Below are 22,941 nucleotides of genomic sequence, written 5' to 3' on the forward strand. Positions count from 1 at the left end.
ACTCCGCAACCGCTCACAGGGCCGCAGGCCTACACGTCGAGGAAACGAACGTCCCGGGCATTGCGGGTGATGAAGCTGCGTCGTGCTTCGACGTCTTCGCCCATCAGCACGCTGAACAGCTCGTCGGCAGCAGCCGCATCGTCGAGCGTGACGAGACGCAGAACGCGCACCGTCGGGTCCATCGTGGTTTCCCACAGCTCCTTGGCGTTCATCTCGCCGAGGCCTTTGTAGCGCTGGATGCCGTCGTCCTTGTTGATCTTCTTGCCGGACTCGAGGCCTGCCTTGACCATCGCGTCGCGCTCGCGGTCGGAGTACGCGAATTCCGGTTGCGCACCCTTCTGCCACTTGAGCTTGTACAGCGGCGGCTGCGCGAGGTAGACCTTGCCGTGCTCGACGAGCGGCCGCATGAAGCGGAACAGCAGCGTGAGCAGCAGCGTTGCGATGTGCTGACCGTCGACGTCGGCGTCGGCCATGAGCACGATCTTGTGATAGCGCAGCTTGGCGATGTCGAACTCGTCGTGGATGCCCGTGCCGAACGCGGTGATGATCGACTGGACTTCGGTGTTCTTGAGGACGCGATCGATACGCGCCTTCTCCACGTTGATGATCTTTCCGCGAAGCGGGAGGATCGCCTGGTACATCGAGTCTCGGCCGGACTTGGCCGAGCCGCCTGCGGAGTCGCCCTCCACGATGTAGATCTCGGACTTCTCCGGATCGTTGGAGCGGCAATCGGCGAGCTTGCCTGGCAGGCCACCGAGGTCGGTCGCACTCTTACGACGGACCAGCTCACGCGCCTTACGTGCGGCAACGCGGGCCTGCGCCGACGAAACAGCCTTGTTCACAATGGTTTTCGCGTCGGCGGGGTTCGCCTCGAACCAGTGCGCGAGGTGCTCGTTGCACGCCTTCTGTACGAAGGACTTGACCTCGGTGTTGCCGAGCTTGGTCTTGGTCTGACCCTCGAACTGGGGTTCACCGACCTTCACCGAGATGATGGCCGCGAGTCCTTCACGGATGTCGTCACCGGTGAGCTTGGGATCCTTGTCCTTGAGCAGCTTCTTTTCGAGCGCGTACTTGTTGACCGTTGCGGTCAGTGCGGCGCGGAAGCCCTCTTCGTGGGTACCACCCTCGTGGGTGTTGATCGTGTTGGCGAAGGTGTGCACGGACTCCGAGTAGCCGGAGTTCCACTGCATTGCGACCTCGAGCTCGTGGCCGGTGCCCTTGGCGGTGAATCCCACGACCGAGTTGTGGATCGGGGTCTTGCTCTTGTTGATGTGCCGGACGTAGTCCTCGAGTCCACCGGGGTAGTGGTAGATACGGGTCTTGGATTTACGCGGCGCTGCCTGAGCAGCTTCTTCGGCTTCTTCGGCAGCAGACTTGGGAGCCTCGGCCACCTCGGCAGCTTCGTCGTCGATGACCTCGGCGCGCTCGTCGGTCAGCGTGATGGTCAGGCCCTTGTTGAGGAAGGCCATTTCCTGCAGACGACGCGCAACGGTCTCGAAGTTGTAGCGGGTGGTCTCGAAGATCTCGGGATCAGCCCAGAAACTGACGGTGGTGCCGGTCTCCTTCGTCGGGTCGCCCTGTACGAGCTCTCCCGGCTTGGAATCGGTGTACGTCTGCTGCCACCGGTAGCCGTCGACCTTGATGTCGACGTCGAGCCGGGTGGAGAGCGCGTTGACCACCGAGATACCGACGCCGTGCAGACCACCGGAGACGGCGTAGGAGTCGGAGTCGAACTTGCCGCCGGCGTGCAGCTGGGTCAGCACGACCTCGACGGTGGGAACTCCGGAGGCGTGCATGCCGACCGGGATGCCACGGCCGTCGTCGATGACGCGGATTCCGCCGTCTTCGAGGAGGGTGACCTCGACCTTGGTGGCGTGTCCGGCCATCGCCTCGTCGACCGAGTTGTCGACGACCTCCCAAATGAGGTGGTGCAGGCCGCGTTCACCGGTGGAACCGATGTACATGCCTGGACGCTTACGTACCGCCTCGAGTCCTTCGAGGACGGTGATGGACGACGCGTTGTAGTCCTTGCTGGAAGTGCTTGTATCTGACTTCTGGGCAGCCACGGGTGGGTAGCTCTCCTTCTCCGTCAATACTCGAGCGCAGCCGTCAGCAAGCCCTTGCGGGTGTCGTCGGAGCGGGTTCGAGAATGTTGCCGCTAGTTACCGTTGACCATCTTACTGGTAAGCACCGACTAGAAGCGGCCAATGACACCCCTGGCTGCGCCGCAGACGAATTTTTACGATCCCCTGAAGGTGAAACGCTAGGAACTTTGCTTCTCCGAGCGACGCTCTCTCAGGCTCGCGATAAATGCCCGCGCATGTTCGGCAACCTCGCTCGGATGTGAAAACGGCGACCAGTGTCCCGCGGCAATTTCACGTCGCTGCAGGTCGGAGACCCATTTTTCGGTGTCTTCGTATCCCACCGGACGAACGGCTTTGTCGTACTTGTTCAGAATGAGCTGAACAGGCACGTCCGTGTACCGATCCCGCGGCTTGCCGAGAGACGGCCGGATGTTCGCGCGATAAAGCTTGAGTCCGTTCACCATGTCGTCGGCGATGGTGGGCGCGGTGTTGACCACACGGGGGTCCAGACCGTCGAAGAAGCCCAGAAATGCCGGCCAATGCTTGGAGAACCACAGACGCAACGGGAGGGTGCACAGCCCGGGAATCTGGAACAGAACGGTGTAGGCCGACGCAATTCCCTGCGCCGCCGGGCCGAGGAAACGACGCTTGGACACGCTCGCCCGGATCCACTTGCCGAGATGATCGAGATTGGGGCCCGAGATGGACGAGAACGACGCGATCTTCTCTTCGGCACCCGGCTCGCAGACCGCTTCCCACGTTTCCACGGATCCCCAGTCATGTGCCAGGACGTGCACCGGCTTGCCCGGGCTGACCGCGTCGATGACGGCAAAAAGATCGCCGGCCAGTGCGCTCAGTTGGTAGTCCTGCACCCTCGAGGGGATCGTGCTCTCACCGGCCCCGCGGCTGTCGTAGCTGACGACGCGGAAGTCGTCTGCCAGCAAAGGCACGATGCGGTTCCACAATTCATGGGTGTCGGGCCAACCATGCACCAGGACGATGGTCTCGCCGTCTGCCTTGCCCTGCTCGAACACTGCCAGGCTGACGGAACCGTTGGTCACGCGACGCGCGGTCACGGCATGGACAGGAGAGTGCTTCGACATTGTCGAACCCTTCGGAGTCGGGAAATATCTAGAGATCGAGAACGAGACGTCCACCGTCGGAACGGGATACGCAGATGAGCATCTCCGTTTCCTGTTCGGTGTCGGTCAGACGCCTTTCGCGGTGATCGGGCTTGCCCGCGAGTACCTTCACACGACAGGTTCCGCAGAAACCCTGCTGACACGAGTACCCGACACCGGGCAATGTCTTCTTGATGACGTCGAGCGCGGACTCGTCGGCGGGCACGGTGAGCACCTGACCCGAATTGACCAGCTGCACTTCGAATTCCTTGCCGTCGATCACCGGCGGAGCCCCGAACCGCTCGAAATGCAAAGCAGTGGAAGGTGTATCGCGGAATCCGCGGCGGACGGCGTCGAGCATCGGCGTCGGGCCGCAGCAGTACACGGCGCCGCCGACCGGCGCTCGTCCGAGAAGGTCTGCGGTGGTGGGCAATCCGAACTCGTCGTCCGGGCGCACGAAGACACGCTCGGGTTCCCAGCTCGCGATCTCGTCGAGGAACGGCATGGATTCACGAGAGCGGCCCGAGTACACGAAGTACCAGTCCATTCCCAATTCTCTTGCCGCACGGACCATTGCGATGATCGGCGTGATACCGATACCGCCGGCAACAAACAGTGCACTGCCTTCACCCACAAAGGGAAATCCGTTGCGAGGGCCGCGTACCGTGACGTGCTCACCCGGCTTGAGAGCGTGCATCTCGATGGAACCGCCACCGCCGTCGGGGATCCGACGAACCGCGACGCTGTATCCCGTGCGATCGGCAGGGTCGCCGCACAGCGAATACTGACGCCGCAGACCCGAAGGTAGATGGAAGTCCAGGTGCGAACCCGGATGCCACGGCGGAATCGGTGAACCGTCGGCGGATTCGAAGCGCAGGCGAACGACGTTCTCGTCGGTCGCCACCACCTCACGCGTACTGACCACCATGTTCATGGCCGTGTCGGGGTTGTGGCCCGCGATCTCGGGGTTGTAGTCGTAGGCCGTCAACACCCGAAGGTACTTGTCCGCCAATAACTCCGTGATGCGCATGGCACGGTCGGGACGGTTCTTTCCGGACAAATCGGGTGGCACCGGAAAACGCGGCAACCCGTCGTGCCCGGAGATGACGTCCTTGACCCTCGAGAGTGAAATCACCGTGCAGCCGCCTGAGCTGCGGGTGACGACGCCAGGTACTGCACCGCCTGGGCGGTCGAGCCCTCGTTACTGGGGTGATAGGACTTGCTGAAGTACGTCGACATCCGCTTGACCAGCTCGAACGACGTGGGAACTGTGCCACGCTTTCCGGCCGCGATGAAATCGGACAGGTGGGGTCGTCGACGGCTGGGAGCCTGAGCGGCAAGCTCGGGATCGTTGCGCATCAAGAACCGGGTTCCACGAATCCACAGCCACACGATTGCGGGCGTGACGAGGATCTGGGTACGGATCCGGCGGGTCTCACGCTTGTCGAAGTAGCGCATCACGTCGTACGCGACGGCGCGGTGTTCGACTTCTTCGGCGCCGTGCCAGCGAAGAAGATCAAGCATGGTCGGGTGCATGCCGGCTTTGTCGAGCCCCTTGGCGTTGAGCACCCAGTCGCCGAGGAAAGCAGTGATGTGTTCGATGGCCGCGATGATCGCCAAGCGCTCCACAAGGTGATTCTCGGCGCGCAGACCTGTCATCGGGCGCGGGCCGAGCAGTTTCGAGAATGCCCACTCCATCTGCTGGGTGTACGGCGTCGGATCGAGGCCGTTTTCCTTGAGATGGACGAGGACACCCGAGTGCGCGTTGGAGTGCATCGCCTCTTGGCCGATGAATCCGACGACGTCTTCACGGAGCTTCTCGTCCTCGATCAGAGGAAGAGCTTCCTTGAAAGTCTCGACAAACCACTCCTCACCGGCGGGGAGGAGAAGGTGAAGCACGTTGAGAACGTGTGTGCTGAACGGATCGCCCGGAATCCAGTGCATGGGCAGATCGGACCAGTCGAACTCGACATTGCGAGCCTGCAACAGGATGTGATCCGGCTCGGCGAACGACGAAGCGGGTGTCGATATCTTCTGCGACATCTAGCTACTCCTTCATGCCTGCCGATCGGTAGGGAACGACAGCCTTGTGACACAGTTCACTCACTAGCGAGTTTTAACTGTAACACGAAGTAATAGGTAGAACCAGGTCCTGGTTGAGTTTTCCTCAGCCGTACGTATCGCGAGGTCCGCGGCCTTTCACATGCCTTTCACCCTTGCGCCAGCTAGGCGCACTCGGACCGGTGATGCGCAGTGTCTTCACGACGCCGTCACCGACGGCAGCAGCGATCTTGGCCAGAATCTGGGACTGCATCATGCGCAACTGGGTAGCCCAAGCCGTCGACTCGGCGGAGATGCTGAGAACACCTTCTTTCAGAGAGATCGGCTCGGCGTGCGCGGAGATGTCTTCTCCGACGACCTGCGGCCACCGACCGAGGACCGTGCCCTCGGACACCTTGGGGGACCACCCACGCGACTTGGAGATAGCGCTGGTGAGAGCACCGAACGGCTGAGGGTCCCGCGCATCCGGGCCGGGGCCGGACCAACCGCTGCGTCGACGCGGGCGGCCACTTCCGTATTTGGGCGACGAGCGCCCCTGCCCGACGGCCTTGCCGTTGGCTTTGGCTGTCGCGCGTGCCTCCTCGAGGGCACGGCGCGCCAGATCGATCCCCTTGAGCTCGGGCTCCGGGGCCGCGCTGCTGTCTTCAGTCATCGAACTCGACCTCCTGATCCGTCGAGCCTACGGGCACAATCCGGGATATCCGACCGTCTCCGGTATCCGAGGCTTCGACGCCGAACTTGGCCGCCTCGAGTTCGTCCGGTACGTCCTCGGGAACGGCGGCCGTGATCAGCACCTGTTCTGCGGTAGCCGCAACGGTGGCGAGCGCACGACGCCTACGACGGTCCAATTCCGCGAATACGTCGTCGAGCATCAGGACCGGGTCGCTGCCGTCCGCGCGCAACAGGGCAAAACCTGCCAGTCTCAGCGAAAGCGCGAACGACCACGATTCACCATGACTGGCAAAGCCTTTCGCCGGACTGTCGCCGAGAACCAGCTCCAGGTCGTCCCGATGCGGACCGACCAGACACACTCCGCGATCGATTTCCTTCGACCTCATCTGTGCCAACTCGAGATGAAATCTCTCCTCGAGGTATGCAACGTCGTCGATTCCGGAAATCCTTGCAGGATCGGTGAATTCGGGATCCAACGAGGAACCCAGGCTGCTCTTGTATCGAATCGACGCCGGCCGGGATTCGGGTGCGATGGAACGATACGACTCCGCCAGGTGGGGCGCCAGATCATGGACCAACTCGAGGCGCCCGGCCAACAATTGTGCGCCGTGAGCGGCCAGATGCCCGTCCCACACCTCGAGGGTGGAGAGGACGTTCTCGGACTCGCCACCACGAGAACCGCGACGCAAAGCCGCACCCGCAGTTTTGAGTAGGGCTGAGCGCTGACGCAGCACTTTGTCGTAATCCGCACGGACAGCAGCCATTCGGGGTATCCGGGACGTCAACAACTCGTCGAGATAGCGCCGACGATCGCCAGGATCTCCGCGAACCAACGACAGGTCTTCCGGCGCGAACATCACCGACTGCAGAATTCCCAGTACTTCCCGCGGACGACGCGTCGGCGACTGATTTATCCTGGCGCGGTTGGACTTTCCCTCGATCAGTTCGACGTCGATGGTCAGTTCGCGCCCATTGTTGACCACAGTTGCACCCGCAAAAGCACTGGCGGAACCGCTGCGGATCATCGGTGCATCCGTGGACACTCGATGAGAGGACAGCGTGGACAGATACCCCAGTGACTCGAGGACGTTGGTTTTACCGTGCCCGTTCGAACCGAGGAAGACAGTTGTTCCCGGCGTGAGGTCCAGCGTCAGCGAATCCCAGGATCGGAAGTCCCGCAGCGAAAATCTACGAACGAACACTTAGCTTCCAGAAGCCGAATTCTTGGGCGAAGCGCTCTTGACCGCGTGACCACCGAACTGATTACGCAAGGCCGACACCGCCTTCATGGCCGGTGAATCATCCTGTCGTGAAGCAAATCTCGCGAACAGAGCAGCGGAGATGACGGGAGCAGGGACAGCGTGCTTGATAGCTTCCTCTACCGTCCAGCGGCCCTCACCGGAATCCTCGGTATAGCCCGTGATCTGCGCAAGCTCCGGATCCTCCTCGAGGGCGTCGACAAGCAGATCGAGCAACCACGAACGTACGACGGTCCCCTTCGACCAGGCTCGAAGCACACCGGGAACGTCCGCGATCAGGCTTTCCGCCTCGAGGAGCTCGTACCCCTCGGCATACGCCTGCATCAGGCCGTATTCGATGCCGTTGTGCACCATCTTCGCGTAATGACCAGCACCGACGGGGCCGGCGTGGACAAAACCGTCTGCAGCGTCGCCGTCGGGGCGAAGGGCGTCGAAGATCGGCATTGCCTTCGCCACGTCGGGCTCGGATCCGCCCACCATCAGGCCGTATCCGTTCTCACGGCCCCAGATGCCACCGGAGACACCGCAGTCGAGGAAACCGATCCCACGGGCGCCCAGAAGCTCGGCATGGACAGCATCGTCGGTGTAACGCGAGTTCCCACCGTCGATGACCAGATCGCCACCCTCGAGGGCATCCGCCAGCTCGGCAATGGTGCTCTGGGTGATTTCACCGGCCGGAACCATCACCCAGACGACTCGAGGTCCCTCGAGGGAAGCAGCGAGTTCGGCAAGTGACCCGACATCGGTGACTTCCGGTCGAGGGTCGTATCCGATCACCTCGAGGCCATGCGCGCGTAAGCGCTCACGCATGTTGAAACCCATCTTGCCGAGACCTACGAGTCCGATCTTCATACTGTTCTCCCTGGTCAGGCGCGAACTGAAGTGCGGGGTACCACTCAGCCCGGGAGGCGAACCGGCATCAGCAGGTACGTGTACTCGCTCGAGGGCGCAGCGAAGTTACCGGACTCGTCTGCCGTGGGCTCTTCCTCGGCCGCGGGGCGAAGAACAGCCGGACGGCTGGGAGTGGTGAAGCCGAACAGAACATTTTCGCTGTGAAGCGAGTTCAACCCGTCGATCAGGTAACCGGGGTTGAACGCAATGGTGAGTGCTTCGCCCTGGAACGACGCGTTGAGTGTCTCTTCTGCGCGGCCGGCGTCGTCGCCACCCGCAGAGAGGAGCAGGCCGTCAGCGGAGAACTGCATGCGAACCTGTGCGCCGCGCTCGGCGACGAGTGCTACACGCTTGATGGCCTCGATGAGAGGCGTGACCTCGACCGTTGCCATCGCGGTGTGCTGAGCAGGCAGCAACTGACGGAACTTCGGGAACTCGGCGTCGAGGAGGCGCGTCGTGGTGCGGCGTCCGTCGTTGACGATGCCGAGGAGTCCGTCGTTTCCGATGGTCGTACCGGAACCGAGAGCCAACTCGACCGGCGAATTTGCATTGCCGGCAAGCGTTTTCGCGGACTCAGACAGAGTCTTGGCAGGGATGAGAACAGCAGCCTGGACGTCGGGGTTTGCCGGAGTCCACTCGAGTTCACGAACGGCGAGACGGAAGCGGTCGGTAGCGGCGAGGACGATCGAATTCTGTTCGATCTCGACACGGATACCCGTGAGCATCGGAAGGGTGTCGTCCTTGCCGGCTGCTACGGCTACCTGGCTGATGGCTTCGGAGAACAGGTCGACGGGAATGGACCCGGACTGCTGCGGAAGCGTCGGAAGCTGGGGGTAGTCCTCGACCGGCATCGTGGGCAGGGAGAACTTGGCGCTTCCACAGGAGATGAGCACGCGAGTGCCCTCGAGGGTCACATCGACCGGCTTGTTGGGAAGCGACTTGGTGATATCGGCAAGGAGGCGTCCGGAGACGAGTGCCTGACCTGCAGTCGTGACATCTGCCGAGACGCGGACCTGCGCAGATACCTCGTAGTCGAACCCGGAAACGGTGAGGCCGGCTTCGGTTGCGTCGAGAAGAACTCCGCCGAGAACCGGCACAGGCGGCCTCGAGGGCAGGCTACGAGCAACCCACGCTACTGAATCAGCGAACTCTTCCCGGGAAACGCGAAACTTCAGGCTTCCAAGCTCCATCGCCGGGTTATTCCTCTCGGTAGGCATGTTCGTCTGCTGCGGATCTGCATCAGCTCACTTGAAGTCTGACACAGACCAAGCGATGCCCACCGTATGCCCTCGAGGGCGCAAGTGGAAAGCCGAAGCCGGGACGAGCGCAGCCTGAGGCGAGGTTCTCAACAGGAGTTGTCCCCAGAACTATTTTCAAAGAGCTTTTCCTAGGAAATTCTCAGTAGTAGTAATAAGTCCTGTGCAATCTGTGGAGCAACGGTTGTCGACGCTGGTAGGTCCCCTCGAGGGCCTGTGCACTTCTCGAGGACAGACTCGAGGACCAATCGACCCCCTCTGTGCACTCTCTGAAAGTTTTCGGATTCCTCCTCGAGAACTCCACAGACTTTCGGAGTTATCAACACAGTTATCCACAGATGTGAATACTTTTCACAAGAAACGAAGAGTTTGTTCTCATCGGCGTGTCCGACTCCGGCGTGTCGTCCCTCGAGGTGGACAACCGCCCTCGAGGGGACCGCACGTGTAACCCTTCGAATACACCGATGCCGCTCGAGGGAACCTCTGCCTCGAGCGGCATCGATCGAAATAAGTGCAGGTCAGCGCTTGGAGCGCTGCTTGATCCTTGCGGTCAACTCCTGAACCTGGTCGTACACCTTGCGGCGTTCCGTCATTTCCTTACGGATCTTCTTGTCGGCGTACATGACCGTCGTGTGGTCACGGCCGAACGTCTGACCGATCTTCGGCAATGACAAATCAGTGAGCTCACGGCACAAATACATCGAGATCTGGCGGGCCTGAGCGAGCGGCCGGGCCTTACCCGGCCCACACAGGTCGTCGATCGACATGTTGAAGTATTCGGCCGTCACCGCCATGATCGTCGCCGCGTTGATCTCGAGGCTCGACGAATCGGGCATCAGATCGCGCAGGACCACCTCGGCCAACGTCAGATCCAACGGCTGGCGGTTGAGCGAGGCAAAAGCGGTGACGCGGATCAACGCGCCCTCGAGTTCACGAATGTTGCGCTCGATACGGCTGGCGATCAACTCGAGGACGTCGTGCGGGACCTCGAGGCGATCCATCCTCGCCTTCTTGCTCAGAATCGCGATACGCGTCTCGAGCTCAGGCGGCTGAACGTCGGTGATCAGGCCCCATTCGAAGCGCGTCCGCAGACGCTCCTCAAGGGTTGCCAACTGCTTGGGCGGACGATCCGAGGAGACGACGATCTGCTTGTTCGCGTTGTGCAAGGTGTTGAAGGTATGGAAGAACTCCTCCTGGATACCTTCCTTGCCTTCGATGAACTGGATGTCGTCGACCAGCAGGACGTCCGTTTCCCGGTATCGACGCTTGAACGCGACCTTGCGGTCGTCACGAAGACTGTTGATGAAGTCGTTGGTGAATTCTTCGGTCGAGACGTACTTGACCCGCATGCCGGGGAACAGTCGCTGTGCGTAGTGGCCGGCGGCGTGAAGAAGGTGCGTCTTGCCCAGGCCCGAAGCTCCCCAGATGAACAAGGGGTTGTACGCACGCGCCGGCGCCTCCGCGATCGCGACGGCAGCGGCATGAGCGAATCGGTTGGACGATCCGATCACAAAAGTGTCGAAGGTGTACTTCGCGTTGAGACTGTTCGCGCCGGACCCAGAAGCAGAAGGAGTAGCGGGCGGCTTCGTGAAGTACGACGGCCACGATTCGTGAACGCTCGCGAGTGCTTCGCGGTCGTCGTCGACTTCTTCGGTCTCGGCAGTCTCGGAGTCCGAAGGTTCTCCGTCGCCTTCGGTGAATCTGCGCCGACGGTATGCGCCCGATGAGTTGACCGACTCGAACTGACGGCTGCCCGTGCGCTCCTCGACCGGTTCGGCGGGTGCGTCGGCATCGTCTTCGAGTGCGATGCGGACACCGAGTCCCTCGACCTGGCCGCCGAGGTGGCGTCCGAGTGCCTGCAGGATCGGCTCGCGTAGATCGCGCTCGATCGTCTCTTGAGCAAATGGCGATGGAACCGAGAGGAGTGCAAAACCCTGAGCAAGTGTGAGAGGCCTCACCAGACGGACAAATGCCTTCTGCTTGCTGCTCAAAGCCGGAAGATTACTTCCGGGGTCATCACTCGTGAGTTCTGCAACCACGTCGACCCAGACCCGTGCGAGCGCGTTGGGATCGTCGTTCACGTGGTTCCTTCCCGTGTTTCGCCGACAGTGGGTGTGCTGCAGCTGCCGAGCGTATGGCTGCGGCGTCGAATGATTCGGTGGATTACCACCCGGGGTGAGAACCCCGTAACAGGCTACGAATATGCCACCTGGGCTGTGTTTCCACACAATTATCCACAGATGTGGACAAACCTGCACTGAGTCGGTTTTTTCGTCAACCAAATTCGTCAAAGTGATCGAGAAATTGATCTACCTGCAACTTTGTCGGAACTCGAGGCGTTCGCCACTTGGTGTCGGGGATGCGTCAACACTCACAGCCCTGTGGATGAATGTGGAAACTCGGGATTCGGGGTCGCGTCCGGCGCTCGTGCCCGTATGTGCTGATGAGGCCTTGTCGGGAGCATGCGCCGGTGGAACTGTCCGGGTTGCCTTCAGGTCACCTGCAGTCCGTAGCGGAACTGTTGCCAAGGTCACACTTGCCGCCTCGCTCGAGGTCACGGCCGTATGCACACCGCGAATGGAATCTGCGGAATGATGGAAGTATCGGCGTGTCGTCGCGGTTGCCGCGAGAGGGCTCCGAATCGGGCTGGTTTGACCTTGGCAACGGTGGTAAGTAACCTCGAACGGTCACCCGCTGGTGGTGATCGCTTCGTGCTGGCTACATATGTCAGGTCGGATCGGTCTTCCAAGCCACAACGAGTGAAGTTGATTGTTCTGTACCTGTTGGATCCAAAGGCGCCGTAAGGCGTCGATCACTGAATGACGCCGGGAGGCGTCAATGAACTTCGAGGAGTGTTGACCGTGGCCAAGGGCAAGCGGACGTTCCAGCCGAATAATCGCCGCCGCGCGCGTGTTCACGGCTTCCGTCTTCGTATGCGTACCCGTGCGGGTCGTGCAATCGTTTCGGCGCGTCGCCGTAAGGGCCGCGATTCCCTCACCGCCTGATCTGATTTCGAGTTCAGGAGCTCGGGGTGTTGCCTGAGCCGTCTCGGTTGCGTCGCCACGCGGATTTCTCCGTGGCGGTGCGACGCGGGCGTCGTATGGGAAGACGCGACCTTGTCGTGCACGCGTTCGATCGCGAGCAAGTAGAGGCGCTGGTAGTAACAAATCACGGTCCCCGTTTCGGGCTGATCGTGAGCAAGGCTGTCGGGCCGGCGGTGATTCGACATCGAGTCGCACGCCGGCTTCGTCATATCTGTGCAGATTTCGTCGGGCAGGTTTCGCCGGAGACGGACGTGGTTATCCGCGCACTTCCGGGCGCAGCTACCGCCAGTTCAGCCGAACTGGCCAAGCAGTTGCGTGGGGGCCTGACCAAAATGAACCTATTGGTGTCGGTAAGTGAAGAGCCATGAGTACTCCGCTCTCTGAGCAGATCGAGACTCCCAGAGCCTCCCGTGTCATCACGGTGTTGAAGGCTGTGCGTCGCGCTCCCGCCACTGTTCTCATCTTCTGTATCGAGTTGTACCGGACGTATGTGTCGCCCTTGAGGATGCCGACCTGCCGGTTCACCCCCACCTGCAGTGAATACGCGGTCGAAGCGCTGCGCACTCACGGGGCGATCAAAGGCCTTTTCTTGACTGTGGTGCGGTTGGCGAAGTGTGCCCCCTGGCATTCTGGAGGGTGGGACCCTGTCCCTGCCCGTCGTGACCGTGATGCGGGTAGCCGCCATAGCTGTCCGGAAGCACGCGCAGCGTGTCACAGTCCGACGGACGAACAGAGGAGTACTTAGAGCCGTGCTCAATTTCATTTACTATCCGGTATCCGCAATTCTGTGGGTCTGGCACAAGGTCTTCGGGTTCATTCTCGGCCCGGACAACGGAATAGCCTGGGCGCTCTCCGTGGTGTTCCTGGTGTTCACCTTGYGTGCGGTTCTGTACAAGCCGTTCGTGAAGCAGGTCCGCACGACCCGCCAGATGCAGGAACTGCAGCCGCAGATCAAGGCATTGCAGAAGAAGTATTCGGGCGACCGTCAGCGTCAGGCCGTCGAGATGCAGAAGCTCCAGAAGGAGCACGGATTCAACCCGATCATGGGCTGTCTCCCGGTCTTGGCTCAGGCTCCGGTGTTCATCGGTCTGTTCCACGTCCTGCGCTCGTTCAACCGCACCGGCACCGGCATGGGCCAGCTGGGCATGAGCGCCGAGGACAACCTCAACACCCCGAACTACGTCTTCTCGGCCACTGACGTCCAGTCGTTCCTGGATGCTCGTCTGTTCGGCGCGCCCATCTCGGCCGCGATCACGACGCCGGTTGCGCAGCTTCAGGCTTATGTCACCGAGAACGTTCCCGAGCTTCCGTCACGCCTGAACATCATTCTCGTGGCCGCTCCGTTGATGATCATCGCCAGCATCGCGACCCACTTCAACTCACGCGCTTCGGTTGCCCGTCAGAGCGAAGCAGCTGCCGCGAACCCGCAGTCCGCGATCATGAACAAGCTCGCGCTGTACGTCTTCCCGCTCGGCGTTCTGGTCGGTGGACCGTTCCTTCCGATCGCGATCCTCCTGTACTGGGTGTCGAACAACATCTGGACCTACGGTCAGCAGCACCTCGTCTTCCGCAAGATCGATGCCGAAGAAGAAGCGAAGAAGCAGGAAGCGATCACTCGCCGCAACGACAATGCGCCTAAGCCCGGTGCCCGTCCCGATCCCGGTAAGAAGAAGGGATCCCCGGCTGCGCTGAAGACCGCGGATTCAGCCGACGACGACGGTGACGCCCCGGAAGTTTCGCTCAAGAAGCCTCAGCCGAAGCCCTCGGGTTCCAGTGGTGGTTCTACGTCGAAACCGAAACAGAACCGGCCACAGAGCAACCGCGGCAACTCCCCCAAGCGCAATAAACGGCGCTGATCCAGGAAAGAGAACGACCAATGTCCAGTGAAGCTGACATCGTTGTGGATGGAGAGAACGCAGACGTGAGCACCGAGACCACTGCGCCGGTTACCGATGTGGATGTAGACATCGACGATTCCGATGACGATTTGATCGAAGAGGGCGAGATCGCCGGCGACTACCTCGAGCAGTTGCTCGACGTGCTCGATTTCGACGGAGACATCGACCTTGACGTCGAGGGCGATCGGGCGATCGTCAGCATCGACGGCGGCGACGACCTGACCAAGCTTGTGGGACGCAAGGGTGAGGTTCTGGATGCTCTCCAGGAGCTGACTCGTCTGGCTGTTCAGCAGTCGACCGGCGAGCGCAGTCGCTTGATGCTCGACATCGCCGGCTGGCGTGCGGGCCGGCGCGAGGCACTCAGTGCTCTCGGTGCGGAAGCCGCACAGCGTGTTCTCGAGACCGGCGAACGCGAAGAGCTTGCTCCGATGACGCCGTTCGAACGCAAGATCGTTCACGACGCCGTCGCCAAGGTTGCCGGTGTTTCCAGCGAGAGCGAAGGCGCTGAACCGTCTCGCCGAGTCGTTGTCCTCAAGGACTGACACTCCCCCCTGATCGAACGCGGGGCCCGGGTTTTTCGGGGGCCCGCTTTTGTGTCCGAGAGGTGTTTCACGTGAAACCGAATCCGGCGGCACGGTGAAGGTCCGGTGCCTATCGTTGTCGACATGTCCTATCTCTATTTCGGAACCTGTCGTCAATGAAGCGTCGTGAAGGGAAGCAATGGTGCTGATACGACCCGCGACGCGGGCCGAGTTGGAAGAGCCCGTGGGGTTCGCGATGAACGATCCGGTCGGGTTCGTCGACGCTGACTCGCTCCGGGAAGAGGTGGCGGCCGGACGGCTTCGTCCGGAATGGAGTTGGTTCGCCGTTGACGGCTCCAGGATCGTCGCGCGTGCCCTGTGGTGGGGGCGTGAGGACAGCGAGCGTCCGCTCGCCCTTGATTTCCTGCACGTGCTGGCTGACGTGCCGGATCGTGCTGCGCTTGCCGCCGAACTCATGTCGCGGGCGCACACCGAGTTCCACGCGAAACCTGAGTATGTGCTGGTCGTGCCGACCGCCGGGCAGGACGCGGATCCCGCCGTCGCAGACGCCGTGTCCTGGCGTCGCGAGGCGGCCCAGGCGGCCGGACTGACCGAGATGATCGAGCGGCTGCGTTTCGAGTGGACGCCTGCGGCCGGTGTGCCCGCCCCCTCCGAGCGTCTGATGTTCCGTCCCGCCTCGGATGATGAGTTCCTCGCGGTGTTCCAGCGGGTCGCTGTCGGTAGCCTGGACGTCGCCACGCAACGAGGCATTGCGGCCACAGACATTGTCAGCCAGGCCCGGGACGATCTCGAGTTCTACCGGTCGTGCCCTGGCGAACGATCGTGGTGGCGGCTGGCGGAGACCATGGACGGGACGCTGGTCGGCTTCGCGATCCCGTCCGCGACGCCCTACCATCGCAACGCGGATACCTCGGAGTAGTGCCCGAGCTGCGCGGGTGCCGCTACGTGGACGACATCCTCTGCGAGATCACCCGCGTTCACGCAGCCGATGGCGCCAATCGCATCACCGCGACCACGGACGTACCCAACACGCCCATGGCCGCCGCGTTCAAGCGGGCGAACTACCAGGTGACCGAGGTGAGGATGGTGTTCGAGGCCCCGGCGGGCTGAGCCGGGCGTCAACCGGAGGTTCGTCGCCGAATCGCGCCGGCGCGGGCCTTTCTGTTGCCGCTGGGAGTAGTCGCCGTCGTATTCATTCCACTTGCACTGGCATGGGGATCCGGGAGAGCAGTCATGCTCAGCTTCATCATTGCCTTATTGGCTGTCGGCGGCGCACTGTGCACGTTCGGATATTCGATCGACAACACGGCGTACTACATGTGAGCCCCTCCCCTCCCCCAGCCGGAGTGGTCAGCCCTTCGTTTCACGTGAAACAGGATCGATGGTTGTTGCCCCGAGCTCTCGATCTCCATCCCAGATTGGTAGTGGACGCCTATTGGATGGCGATCACGAGTTCAATGGCTTCTGGTGTGCCGTCGTCAGCGAGTACTCCAACCTGGCGGATGCTGCCGTGAACTAACTCCAGTCCGTCATCGTTTGCTTGCTCGATCATCGCGATCTGTGCGGCTTCTGCGCCTAGATCGCCGAGATCGGAATCGTCGTCGGATGTTTCGAGTGTCACAAACAGTTCGTCGCGCGCTGGGAGTGTGCCAGATTCGACGATCGTTCCGGAGATGCCAACTGGCTCGGCGGGGATCTGGGTAGTCGGCCAGCAGAACAGAACTTCGACGACCTCAGCTTCTGCAGTTTGGCGCAGTGTTGTCCACCAGGGGCCGGAGATCGTGTGGCCGGCTTCTGTCAGGGCCATTCGCAGGGTCGCCAGGGGCGACTCAACCTGCTCGAGTTCGAGGTTACGGATTTCGTGTTGCAGTCCAACCCAGTGTTGAGCCGGCATGGAACGACGGCGCACGGTGTAGTCGAGTTCAAGTGAGTCGATCAACGCGGACCCTTGCGCCGCGTCAGCATCTTGTCGTGCGCGTTCGTCAGCGACATGTGCTCGGTGCCGTTCGATGAAGGAATTTATGTAGTGCGGGTTGCTCAATGCTTCTGCGACAGTGTCGAGCGCGAGGCCGATGTTGCGGAGTGCCGTGTGGGTTTGAGTAGATCGATGGCGTCGTAGTGGTGGAGTGCTTTCACTGTGAGTCCAGAGGCGAGGGCGAACTCTCCGATGCGCATCATGTGGTGCCAAGCTCCTTGGATTGATTTCGGTTTCTGGTGCCAAGTCTCCGGTCTCCCGCAACAGGAGAGTCAAGTCGAAGGTTGGGTAGCTCGTGGCAATCGGCGGCGAGACACCGAAACTGTCCGAAGCCGGCCCTTTTCTGAAACTCGCTTTTCGTCGATAATTACCCCTTTTTGGCCATGAATTCCATCCATGTAACTACCCATGGCAGTTTCGTCACTGTGATGATATTGAAAATCGACCTACTATCTGCATGTGACCTTCCGGCTATGTTTCACGTGAAACGCATCAGAATTGGAAGATTTGTCAGCGCAATGTTTCACGTGGAACGTGAATCCCTCCCCTCTCCCACTTGAATTTTGGGCGGAATACTTCCCAAAGAATGAACGAGTCGGCAGACTCACAGCGAGTCGGTGTGCAGAAGCGAACACATGTCGGCTCCAGAGCGGATAATGATTTCGGTCTTGATTGTTGATTTCGCGGTTTACGCGGGAGGATGTTTCACGTGGAACAGAATGGTGCGGCGTCGGTTGACTGGGACGAACAAGAGACTGCGCGCGCAGTGTTCGGTGACAGATATGAGATCGCGGAACGGTACTACCAATCCCTGGCAACGGATGGTGTCGAGCGCGGGCTCATTGGTCCCCGTGAGGTTCCCCGACTGTGGGAGCGTCACCTTCTCAATTGCGCAGTGATCGGTGAACTGATCGCCGAAGGTGAGTCGGTTGTGGACGTAGGAAGCGGTGCCGGCCTACCCGGAATCCCTCTCGCGATCGCCCGCCCGGACTTGAAGGTGACTCTCGTCGAACCGTTGCTTCGACGCTCTGTGTACCTCGCGGAGTTCATCGAGTCCAACGGATTGGACGTATTGGTTGTCCGAGGGCGAGCCGAGGAATCGGGTGTTGTGAAGGAAGCGGGGGGTGCGGACGTGGTCACTTCGCGGGCCGTGGCGCCTCTCGAGAAGCTCGCACGTTGGTCCCTCCCACTCATTCACGAGCACGGCCGGATGTTGGCACTCAAGGGTTCGAGCGCCGCCGAGGAGATCGAGCGGGACCGAACGGCGCTCACTAAATTGGGCGCAGGTAAGTTGGAAATACTCGAATGTGGAGCCAAGATTCTCCGCACCCCCACCGTGGTGGTGAAGGCCGAACGTCTCCCGAAGCGTCGCCAGCGTTGATGATTTACACGCATGCAATCGAGAGCAATGTACAGATGATGAGAGCACCTAGTGATCGATTCCCAATCGAAGGAGCAGTCAATGTCGGGTCGATCTGAATCCGCCGTTTCACGTGAAACACCGAAGCAGCACACGAGCGCGGGTGCGGATCAGATCGTCAACGACGACGACGACAATTTCACCGCCCCCTACGCGGCGATCTCCTCGGAGGAGACTCCCATCGGGGCGGCCGCGCATCGAGCGAGCCAGGTGCTTCACCCCCATTCGGTGACACTGCCGAAGCCGGCGTTCCGCCGCGTGATCACCATCGCGAACCAGAAGGGCGGCGTCGGGAAGACGACGACCACGGTGAACCTTGCGTCGGCGCTCGCTCTTCAAGGGCTCACTGTCCTCGTGGTCGATTTGGACCCTCAGGGCAACGCCAGCACGGCTCTGGGCGTCGTCCATACCTCGGGCACCCCCTCCAGTTACGAGTTGCTCATAGGCGAAGTGAAGGCCCCGGAGGCGATCCAGACGAGCCCGCACAGTGAGCGCCTTCTCTGCATCCCGGCAACGATCGATTTGGCGGGCGCCGAGATCGAATTGGTCTCCATGGTTGCCCGCGAGAATCGACTCAAAGGCGCGCTCAACGACAAGGTGCTCGCAGAGCTCGACGTCGACTTCGTCCTCATCGACTGCCCGCCCTCGCTGGGGCTGCTGACCGTCAACGCGATGGTCGCTGCCAAGGAAGTCCTGATCCCGATCCAGTGCGAGTACTACGCCCTCGAGGGGGTCGGTCAGTTGCTCCGCAACATCGAACTCGTCCAGGCTCATCTGAACCCGGATCTGCATGTCTCCACCGTCCTACTGACGATGTACGACGGGCGCACCAAGCTGGCCGACCAGGTCGCCGAAGAAGTACGCAAGCACTTCGGTGAGGCCGTCCTGCGCGCTGTGATTCCGCGCAGCGTGAAGGTTTCCGAGGCTCCCGGATACGGGATGACAGTTCTCGATTACGACCCGGGTTCACGTGGCGCCATGAGTTACCTCGACGCCGGACGCGAACTTGCCGCCCGCTCTGCCACCACGACGACCCAGGAGCAGTGAGATGAGTCAAGCACGCAAAGGTGGATTGGGCCGCGGCTTGGCTGCTCTCATCCCCACTGGGCCGGCCACGGCACCGGGTCTGGGATCTGCTGCAGCGGACGTCGTAATCGGCGTAGACAAGCGCAACCCCTCCCCTCCCCCACCGACTAAGGCAGCTCCGAAAACGCCGAAAGCCACCAAGGCGACGGCGGCGAAGGCTCCGGTGGAAGCTGAGCCGGAGACCGAACTCGAGCCGACCGGCGCGGTCTATCTAGAGATCGAACCGAGCCTGATCGAGACGAACCCGAAGCAGCCCCGCAGCGTTTTCGACGAGGAAGCACTCGCGGAGTTGGTTCACTCGATCCGCGAATTCGGCTTGATGCAGCCGATCGTGGTCCGTCGTCACGGTGACAAGTACCAACTTGTCATGGGTGAGCGTCGCTGGCGCGCGAGCCAGGAAGCCGGGCTGGAGAAGATTCCGGCGATCATTCGTGAAACCGATGACGACTCGATGTTGCGCGACGCGCTCCTCGAGAACATCCATCGAGTGCAGTTGAACCCCCTCGAGGAGGCAGCGGCGTATCAGCAGTTGCTCGAGGAGTTCGAAGTAACCCACGAAGAATTGGCCAATCGGATCGGACGTTCGCGTCCCGTCGTGACCAACATGATTCGTCTGCTGAAGCTGCCGGTGGCGGTTCAGCGCCGCGTTGCGGCTGGAGTACTTTCGGCCGGCCATGCTCGCGCACTGCTGTCCCTCGAGGCGGGTGCCGACGCTCAGGAAGTCATGGCGGCACGCATCGTCGCCGAAGGAATGTCGGTTCGCGCGACGGAGGAAGCCGTCACTCTTGCCAACCGGGCGGACAATGAGATCGCTCCCCCGCAGAAGCGCAAGCCCATCGTGATGCCGGGTCTGCAGGATGTGGCCGAGCGGTTGTCGGACTCGTTCGACACCCGGGTGACTGTCAGTCTGGGCAAGCGGAAGGGAAAGATTGTGGTCGAATTTGGCTCGGTCGACGACCTACAACGCATCGTCGGAATGATGGAAGCGCAGAAATCGACGTAGTGAACTCGGATGCCCGTTTGGTGACGTAATGCCGATGACCGGGCACACCACCTATTTTCGTCACTGTGACGAAAATAGGTGGTCCGAGCTTCTCGAAATCTTGAACCGGGACGAAAGATGTTGAACAGCAATACATTAGAGCGATCAACTCTCGCGCCACTGCCGACTCGGTACAGCTGGCCTATCCTGGAGAAGAAAAAAGCGGCGGGCGAGCATCGAAACCGCTTCGGGGACCTACGGAGAGTGAGTTAGTCAGTGTCGACTCACGTCATCACCTCTCTCACGCTCGACAGCCTCGATCAGCTTTCCGCCCATGCGCGTCGATGCGTGTTCTGGGAGATGGACCCGGGCGCGCTTCACGACGCCCGAGGATTCTGCGATCAGGAATTCGAGAAGGAAGCCTGGCTGTCGATGGTCATGCTCGAGTGGGGTTCGTGCGGACAGGTCGCCGTCCGCGACGGAAAGCCGCTTGGAAGTGCGTTGTACGCCCCTCCCCGCATGATCCCGCGCGCGCAACTGTTTCCGACCAGCCCGGTCAGCTCGGACGCAGTGCTTCTGACAAGCCTTCGCCTCGAGCCCTCGGGCATAGAGGAAGAACTAGGGCCAAGCCTGATGGCCGCTGTCGTGACAGATCTGGTTCGACGCGGAGTTCGTGCGCTCGAGGCATTCGGTATCCGTAGCGACGACTTGGGACCTGCTTCCGACGTGGCCAGCGCAACGGCCGCTCTGGAATGTTCACCCGCAGAATGCATGATCAGTGCCGAGTTCCTCGAGGATTACGGTTTCGAGGTCGTGGCACCGCACCATCGCTATCCGCGGCTTCGTCTCGAACTCAATCGAGATCACGAATGGAAAGTCGACGTCGAAGAAGCCCTCGACCGTCTACTGAAGGCCGCAGCTCTCGAAATGGTGGAGATCAGCGAGCTCGCCAGAGTGTGAGCAGGTGCCGACCGCAGGACCTACGAAATGCGGTCGGCTACCGAAAGTTCTTCAGCGAGAAGCTCGGCGAAGGTGAAGGTGCCGGTCGGCTGATCGTCTTGACCCAGCAGGTACAGCCGCTTGACGGAGATCAAGATGGCTTCGGCAATGGTGTCCCTCATTCGCGGATTCGTCAGTACCGCAACGTCAGACGCGTTGGACAGGTAGCCCAGATCGATCTGCACCGTCGGCATGTTGGTGAGGCGCAATAACTCCCACGTCCGACCGTGAGTTCTGCAGTCCCGCAACGGAGTTCGCGCAACGATCTCGCGCTGAACGAAACCGGTCAACACCTGCCCGATCATCGAGACCGAACCGTGCGAATTTCCGAAGTGGAAGCTCGCGACGCCGTTTGCCGACGGGCTCGAGTTGCTGTCGCAACGCAGGGAGATCATCAGATCCGCGTCGAACGCATTGGATGTCAGTGCGCGCTCAGCCTCGGTGGGATCGGCGTTGTGCGGGCGGGAGAGGAAAGTTTCCATCCCGGTTGCAGCCATCCGCCCCTCGAGGCGCATGGCCAGATCCCAGAGGATGTCAGCTTCGGAGATGCCGTTGACGATGTTGCCCGTCGACGGCCCGCCGAGGCCGGGATCGATGACGATGCGCTTACCGCCAAGCTGCGGGCCCTTACGCCGCACCAGTTCCTCTTCGCTGATCGCATGTGGGGAACCACCGGTGACGCGGGTTCCCAGAAGTTCCAGCGAACGGAGTGTCTGCGGTCCGCAGATACCGTCGGCAGCGATCCCGATTTCACGCTGGAAAGACGAGAGAGATTCGTGGGTTTGCGGACCGAAGAAACCGTCGACCCGCCCGGCGTAGAAGCCCAGATCTTGCAGTTTTGCCTGCAACGCTGCGACGTCGTCGCCGTACAGCGGCGCGGACAACTGGTAGATCAACGTACGGGCACCCAGGCGGTACGAGGCCTCACGAAGTGACCGATAGGTTGCCGGGCCCACAATGCCGTCGACAAGAAGCCCACGCTGCTGCTGGAAGGCACGAACGGCGCTGTCGAGTTGATGATCGAAGATGGCGTCGGGTGCAACCCAGTGGGCACCGTCGGCGCTTTCACGTCGAATGCCGGAAGTTCCGTGATGGAGGTATCCCAGCTTCGTCAATGTGCCCCGAATCTCGGCGACGGCCGGGCCGTGATCGCCGTGTCGGAGTCTGTGCATGCGTGAAAGCCTCTCGGATCGGTTAACGAATTCGATCGATGTGCCTGGTCGTAGACCCGATCAGGCACATCGATCGATTATCTCAGAAATTCTGTGGATTGCGAGAATCCACGATGCTCACCCAGCCGTCAGAGAACGTCTGCGAGGTCCTTGAGCAGCGCGGCCTTGCCCTTGGCGCCGACGATCGTCTTGATCGGCTTGCCGTCCTTGAACAGGATCATCGTCGGGATCGACATGACCTGGAAATCGCGCGCGGCCGCGGGGTTGGCATCGATGTCGAGCTTGGCGACGGTCAGCTTCTCGCTGTTCTCGCCGGCGATCTCCTCGAGGACCGGGGCGACCATCTTGCACGGGCCGCACCAGGTTGCCCAGAAATCGACCAGAACGGGCTTGTCGCTGCCCAGGACGTCCTGCTTGAAGGAATCGTCGGTGATGGTGACGGTATTCGACACTGTTACTCCTCGAGGGTTGGGTACGAC

The 22,941-nt window shown here is 61.3% G+C and carries 24 protein-coding genes; 11 read left to right on the forward strand and 13 right to left on the reverse strand.

The features are described 5' to 3' along the window. Window positions 1–29: 29 nt before the first annotated feature. The 9 genes from gyrB to dnaA form a co-directional block, all read right to left on the reverse strand. Window positions 30–2,066 (reverse strand): DNA topoisomerase (ATP-hydrolyzing) subunit B, encoded by a 2,037-nt coding sequence (gyrB, locus tag AC1DWA_RS07685; protein WP_003942515.1) that lies wholly within the window; start codon window positions 2,064–2,066, stop codon window positions 30–32. A gap of 197 nt (window positions 2,067–2,263) precedes the next feature. Beyond that, window positions 2,264–3,187, reverse strand: coding sequence for an alpha/beta fold hydrolase (locus tag AC1DWA_RS07690; protein ID WP_020967979.1), 924 nt, complete (start codon window positions 3,185–3,187; stop codon window positions 2,264–2,266). Window positions 3,188–3,215: 28 nt separating this feature from the next. Then, window positions 3,216–4,337 carry a PDR/VanB family oxidoreductase gene (locus tag AC1DWA_RS07695; RefSeq protein ID WP_477846549.1) on the reverse strand — a complete coding sequence of 374 codons (1,122 nt, stop codon included), beginning with the start codon at window positions 4,335–4,337 and terminating at the stop codon, window positions 3,216–3,218. Then, window positions 4,337–5,248 carry a metal-dependent hydrolase gene (locus tag AC1DWA_RS07700; protein ID WP_007729174.1) on the reverse strand — a complete coding sequence of 304 codons (912 nt, stop codon included), beginning with the start codon at window positions 5,246–5,248 and terminating at the stop codon, window positions 4,337–4,339. The genes AC1DWA_RS07695 and AC1DWA_RS07700 overlap by 1 nt, the downstream gene beginning before the upstream one ends. A gap of 124 nt (window positions 5,249–5,372) precedes the next feature. Then, the gene (locus AC1DWA_RS07705; protein WP_003942471.1) at window positions 5,373–5,918 is read right to left on the reverse strand and encodes a DUF721 family protein; all 546 of its coding nucleotides are present in this window, start codon (window positions 5,916–5,918) and stop codon (window positions 5,373–5,375) included. Then, entirely contained in the window at window positions 5,911–7,140 is a 1,230-nt protein-coding gene (recF, locus tag AC1DWA_RS07710) for a DNA replication/repair protein RecF (protein WP_477846525.1), read from the reverse strand. The genes AC1DWA_RS07705 and recF overlap by 8 nt, the downstream gene beginning before the upstream one ends. Further along, a complete protein-coding gene (gnd, locus tag AC1DWA_RS07715) occupies window positions 7,141–8,049 on the reverse strand; it encodes a phosphogluconate dehydrogenase (NAD(+)-dependent, decarboxylating) (protein WP_019746211.1) in 909 nt (302 codons plus the stop codon). Window positions 8,050–8,093: 44 nt separating this feature from the next. After that, entirely contained in the window at window positions 8,094–9,278 is a 1,185-nt protein-coding gene (gene dnaN / locus AC1DWA_RS07720; RefSeq protein WP_007729165.1) for a DNA polymerase III subunit beta, read from the reverse strand. Between the two features lie 584 nt (window positions 9,279–9,862). Continuing rightward, window positions 9,863–11,425: a chromosomal replication initiator protein DnaA gene (gene dnaA, locus AC1DWA_RS07725; RefSeq protein WP_003942491.1), complete on the reverse strand. Its 1,563-nt coding sequence runs from the start codon at window positions 11,423–11,425 to the stop codon at window positions 9,863–9,865. 780 nt (window positions 11,426–12,205) lie between these two features. On the opposite strand from dnaA, the gene rpmH reads away from it, so the two are divergent. The 7 genes from rpmH (at window position 12,206) to AC1DWA_RS07760 (ending at window position 15,938) form a co-directional block, all read left to right on the forward strand. Further along, on the forward strand, window positions 12,206–12,349 hold the full coding sequence (rpmH, locus tag AC1DWA_RS07730) for a 50S ribosomal protein L34 (RefSeq protein ID WP_003942540.1): 144 nt from the start codon (window positions 12,206–12,208) through the stop codon (window positions 12,347–12,349). Between the two features lie 26 nt (window positions 12,350–12,375). Beyond that, window positions 12,376–12,756, forward strand: a complete 381-nt coding sequence (rnpA, locus tag AC1DWA_RS07735; protein ID WP_019746209.1) for a ribonuclease P protein component — start codon at window positions 12,376–12,378, stop codon at window positions 12,754–12,756. Continuing rightward, complete coding sequence (gene yidD / locus AC1DWA_RS07740) at window positions 12,753–13,133, forward strand: membrane protein insertion efficiency factor YidD (protein WP_007729147.1); 381 nt, start codon at window positions 12,753–12,755, stop codon at window positions 13,131–13,133. Before rnpA ends, yidD begins: the two co-directional genes overlap by 4 nt. 4 nt (window positions 13,134–13,137) lie before the next feature. After that, window positions 13,138–14,244, forward strand: a complete 1,107-nt coding sequence (gene yidC, locus AC1DWA_RS07745; RefSeq protein ID WP_477916559.1) for a membrane protein insertase YidC — start codon at window positions 13,138–13,140, stop codon at window positions 14,242–14,244. 20 nt (window positions 14,245–14,264) lie between these two features. Continuing rightward, on the forward strand, window positions 14,265–14,828 hold the full coding sequence (locus AC1DWA_RS07750; RefSeq protein ID WP_003942504.1) for a Jag family protein: 564 nt from the start codon (window positions 14,265–14,267) through the stop codon (window positions 14,826–14,828). 178 nt (window positions 14,829–15,006) lie between these two features. Beyond that, the gene (locus tag AC1DWA_RS07755) at window positions 15,007–15,747 is read left to right on the forward strand and encodes a GNAT family N-acetyltransferase (RefSeq protein WP_477916561.1); all 741 of its coding nucleotides are present in this window, start codon (window positions 15,007–15,009) and stop codon (window positions 15,745–15,747) included. 26 nt (window positions 15,748–15,773) lie between these two features. Continuing rightward, window positions 15,774–15,938 (forward strand): hypothetical protein, encoded by a 165-nt coding sequence (locus AC1DWA_RS07760; protein WP_220388533.1) that lies wholly within the window; start codon window positions 15,774–15,776, stop codon window positions 15,936–15,938. A 322-nt stretch (window positions 15,939–16,260) separates the two neighbouring features. Here the strand turns inward: AC1DWA_RS07760 and AC1DWA_RS07765 are convergent, their stop codons facing one another. Both AC1DWA_RS07765 and AC1DWA_RS07770 read right to left on the reverse strand, forming a co-directional pair. Beyond that, window positions 16,261–16,767 (reverse strand): hypothetical protein, encoded by a 507-nt coding sequence (locus AC1DWA_RS07765; protein WP_172932914.1) that lies wholly within the window; start codon window positions 16,765–16,767, stop codon window positions 16,261–16,263. A 98-nt stretch (window positions 16,768–16,865) separates the two neighbouring features. Next, window positions 16,866–17,006, reverse strand: a complete 141-nt coding sequence (locus AC1DWA_RS07770; protein WP_198931675.1) for a MerR family DNA-binding transcriptional regulator — start codon at window positions 17,004–17,006, stop codon at window positions 16,866–16,868. 497 nt (window positions 17,007–17,503) lie between these two features. Here AC1DWA_RS07770 and rsmG point away from each other — a divergent pair, with 497 nt between their 5' ends. The 4 genes from rsmG (at window position 17,504) to AC1DWA_RS07790 (ending at window position 21,251) form a co-directional block, all read left to right on the forward strand. Continuing rightward, entirely contained in the window at window positions 17,504–18,184 is a 681-nt protein-coding gene (gene rsmG, locus AC1DWA_RS07775; protein ID WP_019746204.1) for a 16S rRNA (guanine(527)-N(7))-methyltransferase RsmG, read from the forward strand. A gap of 81 nt (window positions 18,185–18,265) precedes the next feature. Beyond that, the gene (locus AC1DWA_RS07780) at window positions 18,266–19,270 is read left to right on the forward strand and encodes a ParA family protein (protein ID WP_020971488.1); all 1,005 of its coding nucleotides are present in this window, start codon (window positions 18,266–18,268) and stop codon (window positions 19,268–19,270) included. 1 nt (window position 19,271) lies between these two features. Next, window positions 19,272–20,312: a ParB/RepB/Spo0J family partition protein gene (locus AC1DWA_RS07785; protein ID WP_019746202.1), complete on the forward strand. Its 1,041-nt coding sequence runs from the start codon at window positions 19,272–19,274 to the stop codon at window positions 20,310–20,312. Between the two features lie 255 nt (window positions 20,313–20,567). Further along, the gene (locus AC1DWA_RS07790; protein WP_019746201.1) at window positions 20,568–21,251 is read left to right on the forward strand and encodes a hypothetical protein; all 684 of its coding nucleotides are present in this window, start codon (window positions 20,568–20,570) and stop codon (window positions 21,249–21,251) included. A gap of 20 nt (window positions 21,252–21,271) precedes the next feature. Here AC1DWA_RS07790 and AC1DWA_RS07795 read toward each other — a convergent pair whose 3' ends face one another. Beyond that, window positions 21,272–22,462: an N-acetylmuramoyl-L-alanine amidase gene (locus AC1DWA_RS07795; protein ID WP_020909860.1), complete on the reverse strand. Its 1,191-nt coding sequence runs from the start codon at window positions 22,460–22,462 to the stop codon at window positions 21,272–21,274. 128 nt (window positions 22,463–22,590) lie between these two features. Then, window positions 22,591–22,914, reverse strand: a complete 324-nt coding sequence (trxA, locus tag AC1DWA_RS07800; RefSeq protein WP_003942530.1) for a thioredoxin — start codon at window positions 22,912–22,914, stop codon at window positions 22,591–22,593. Between the last annotated feature and the right edge of the window lie 27 nt (window positions 22,915–22,941).

This window comes from Rhodococcus sp. P4_F3_2, from assembly GCF_056401335.1.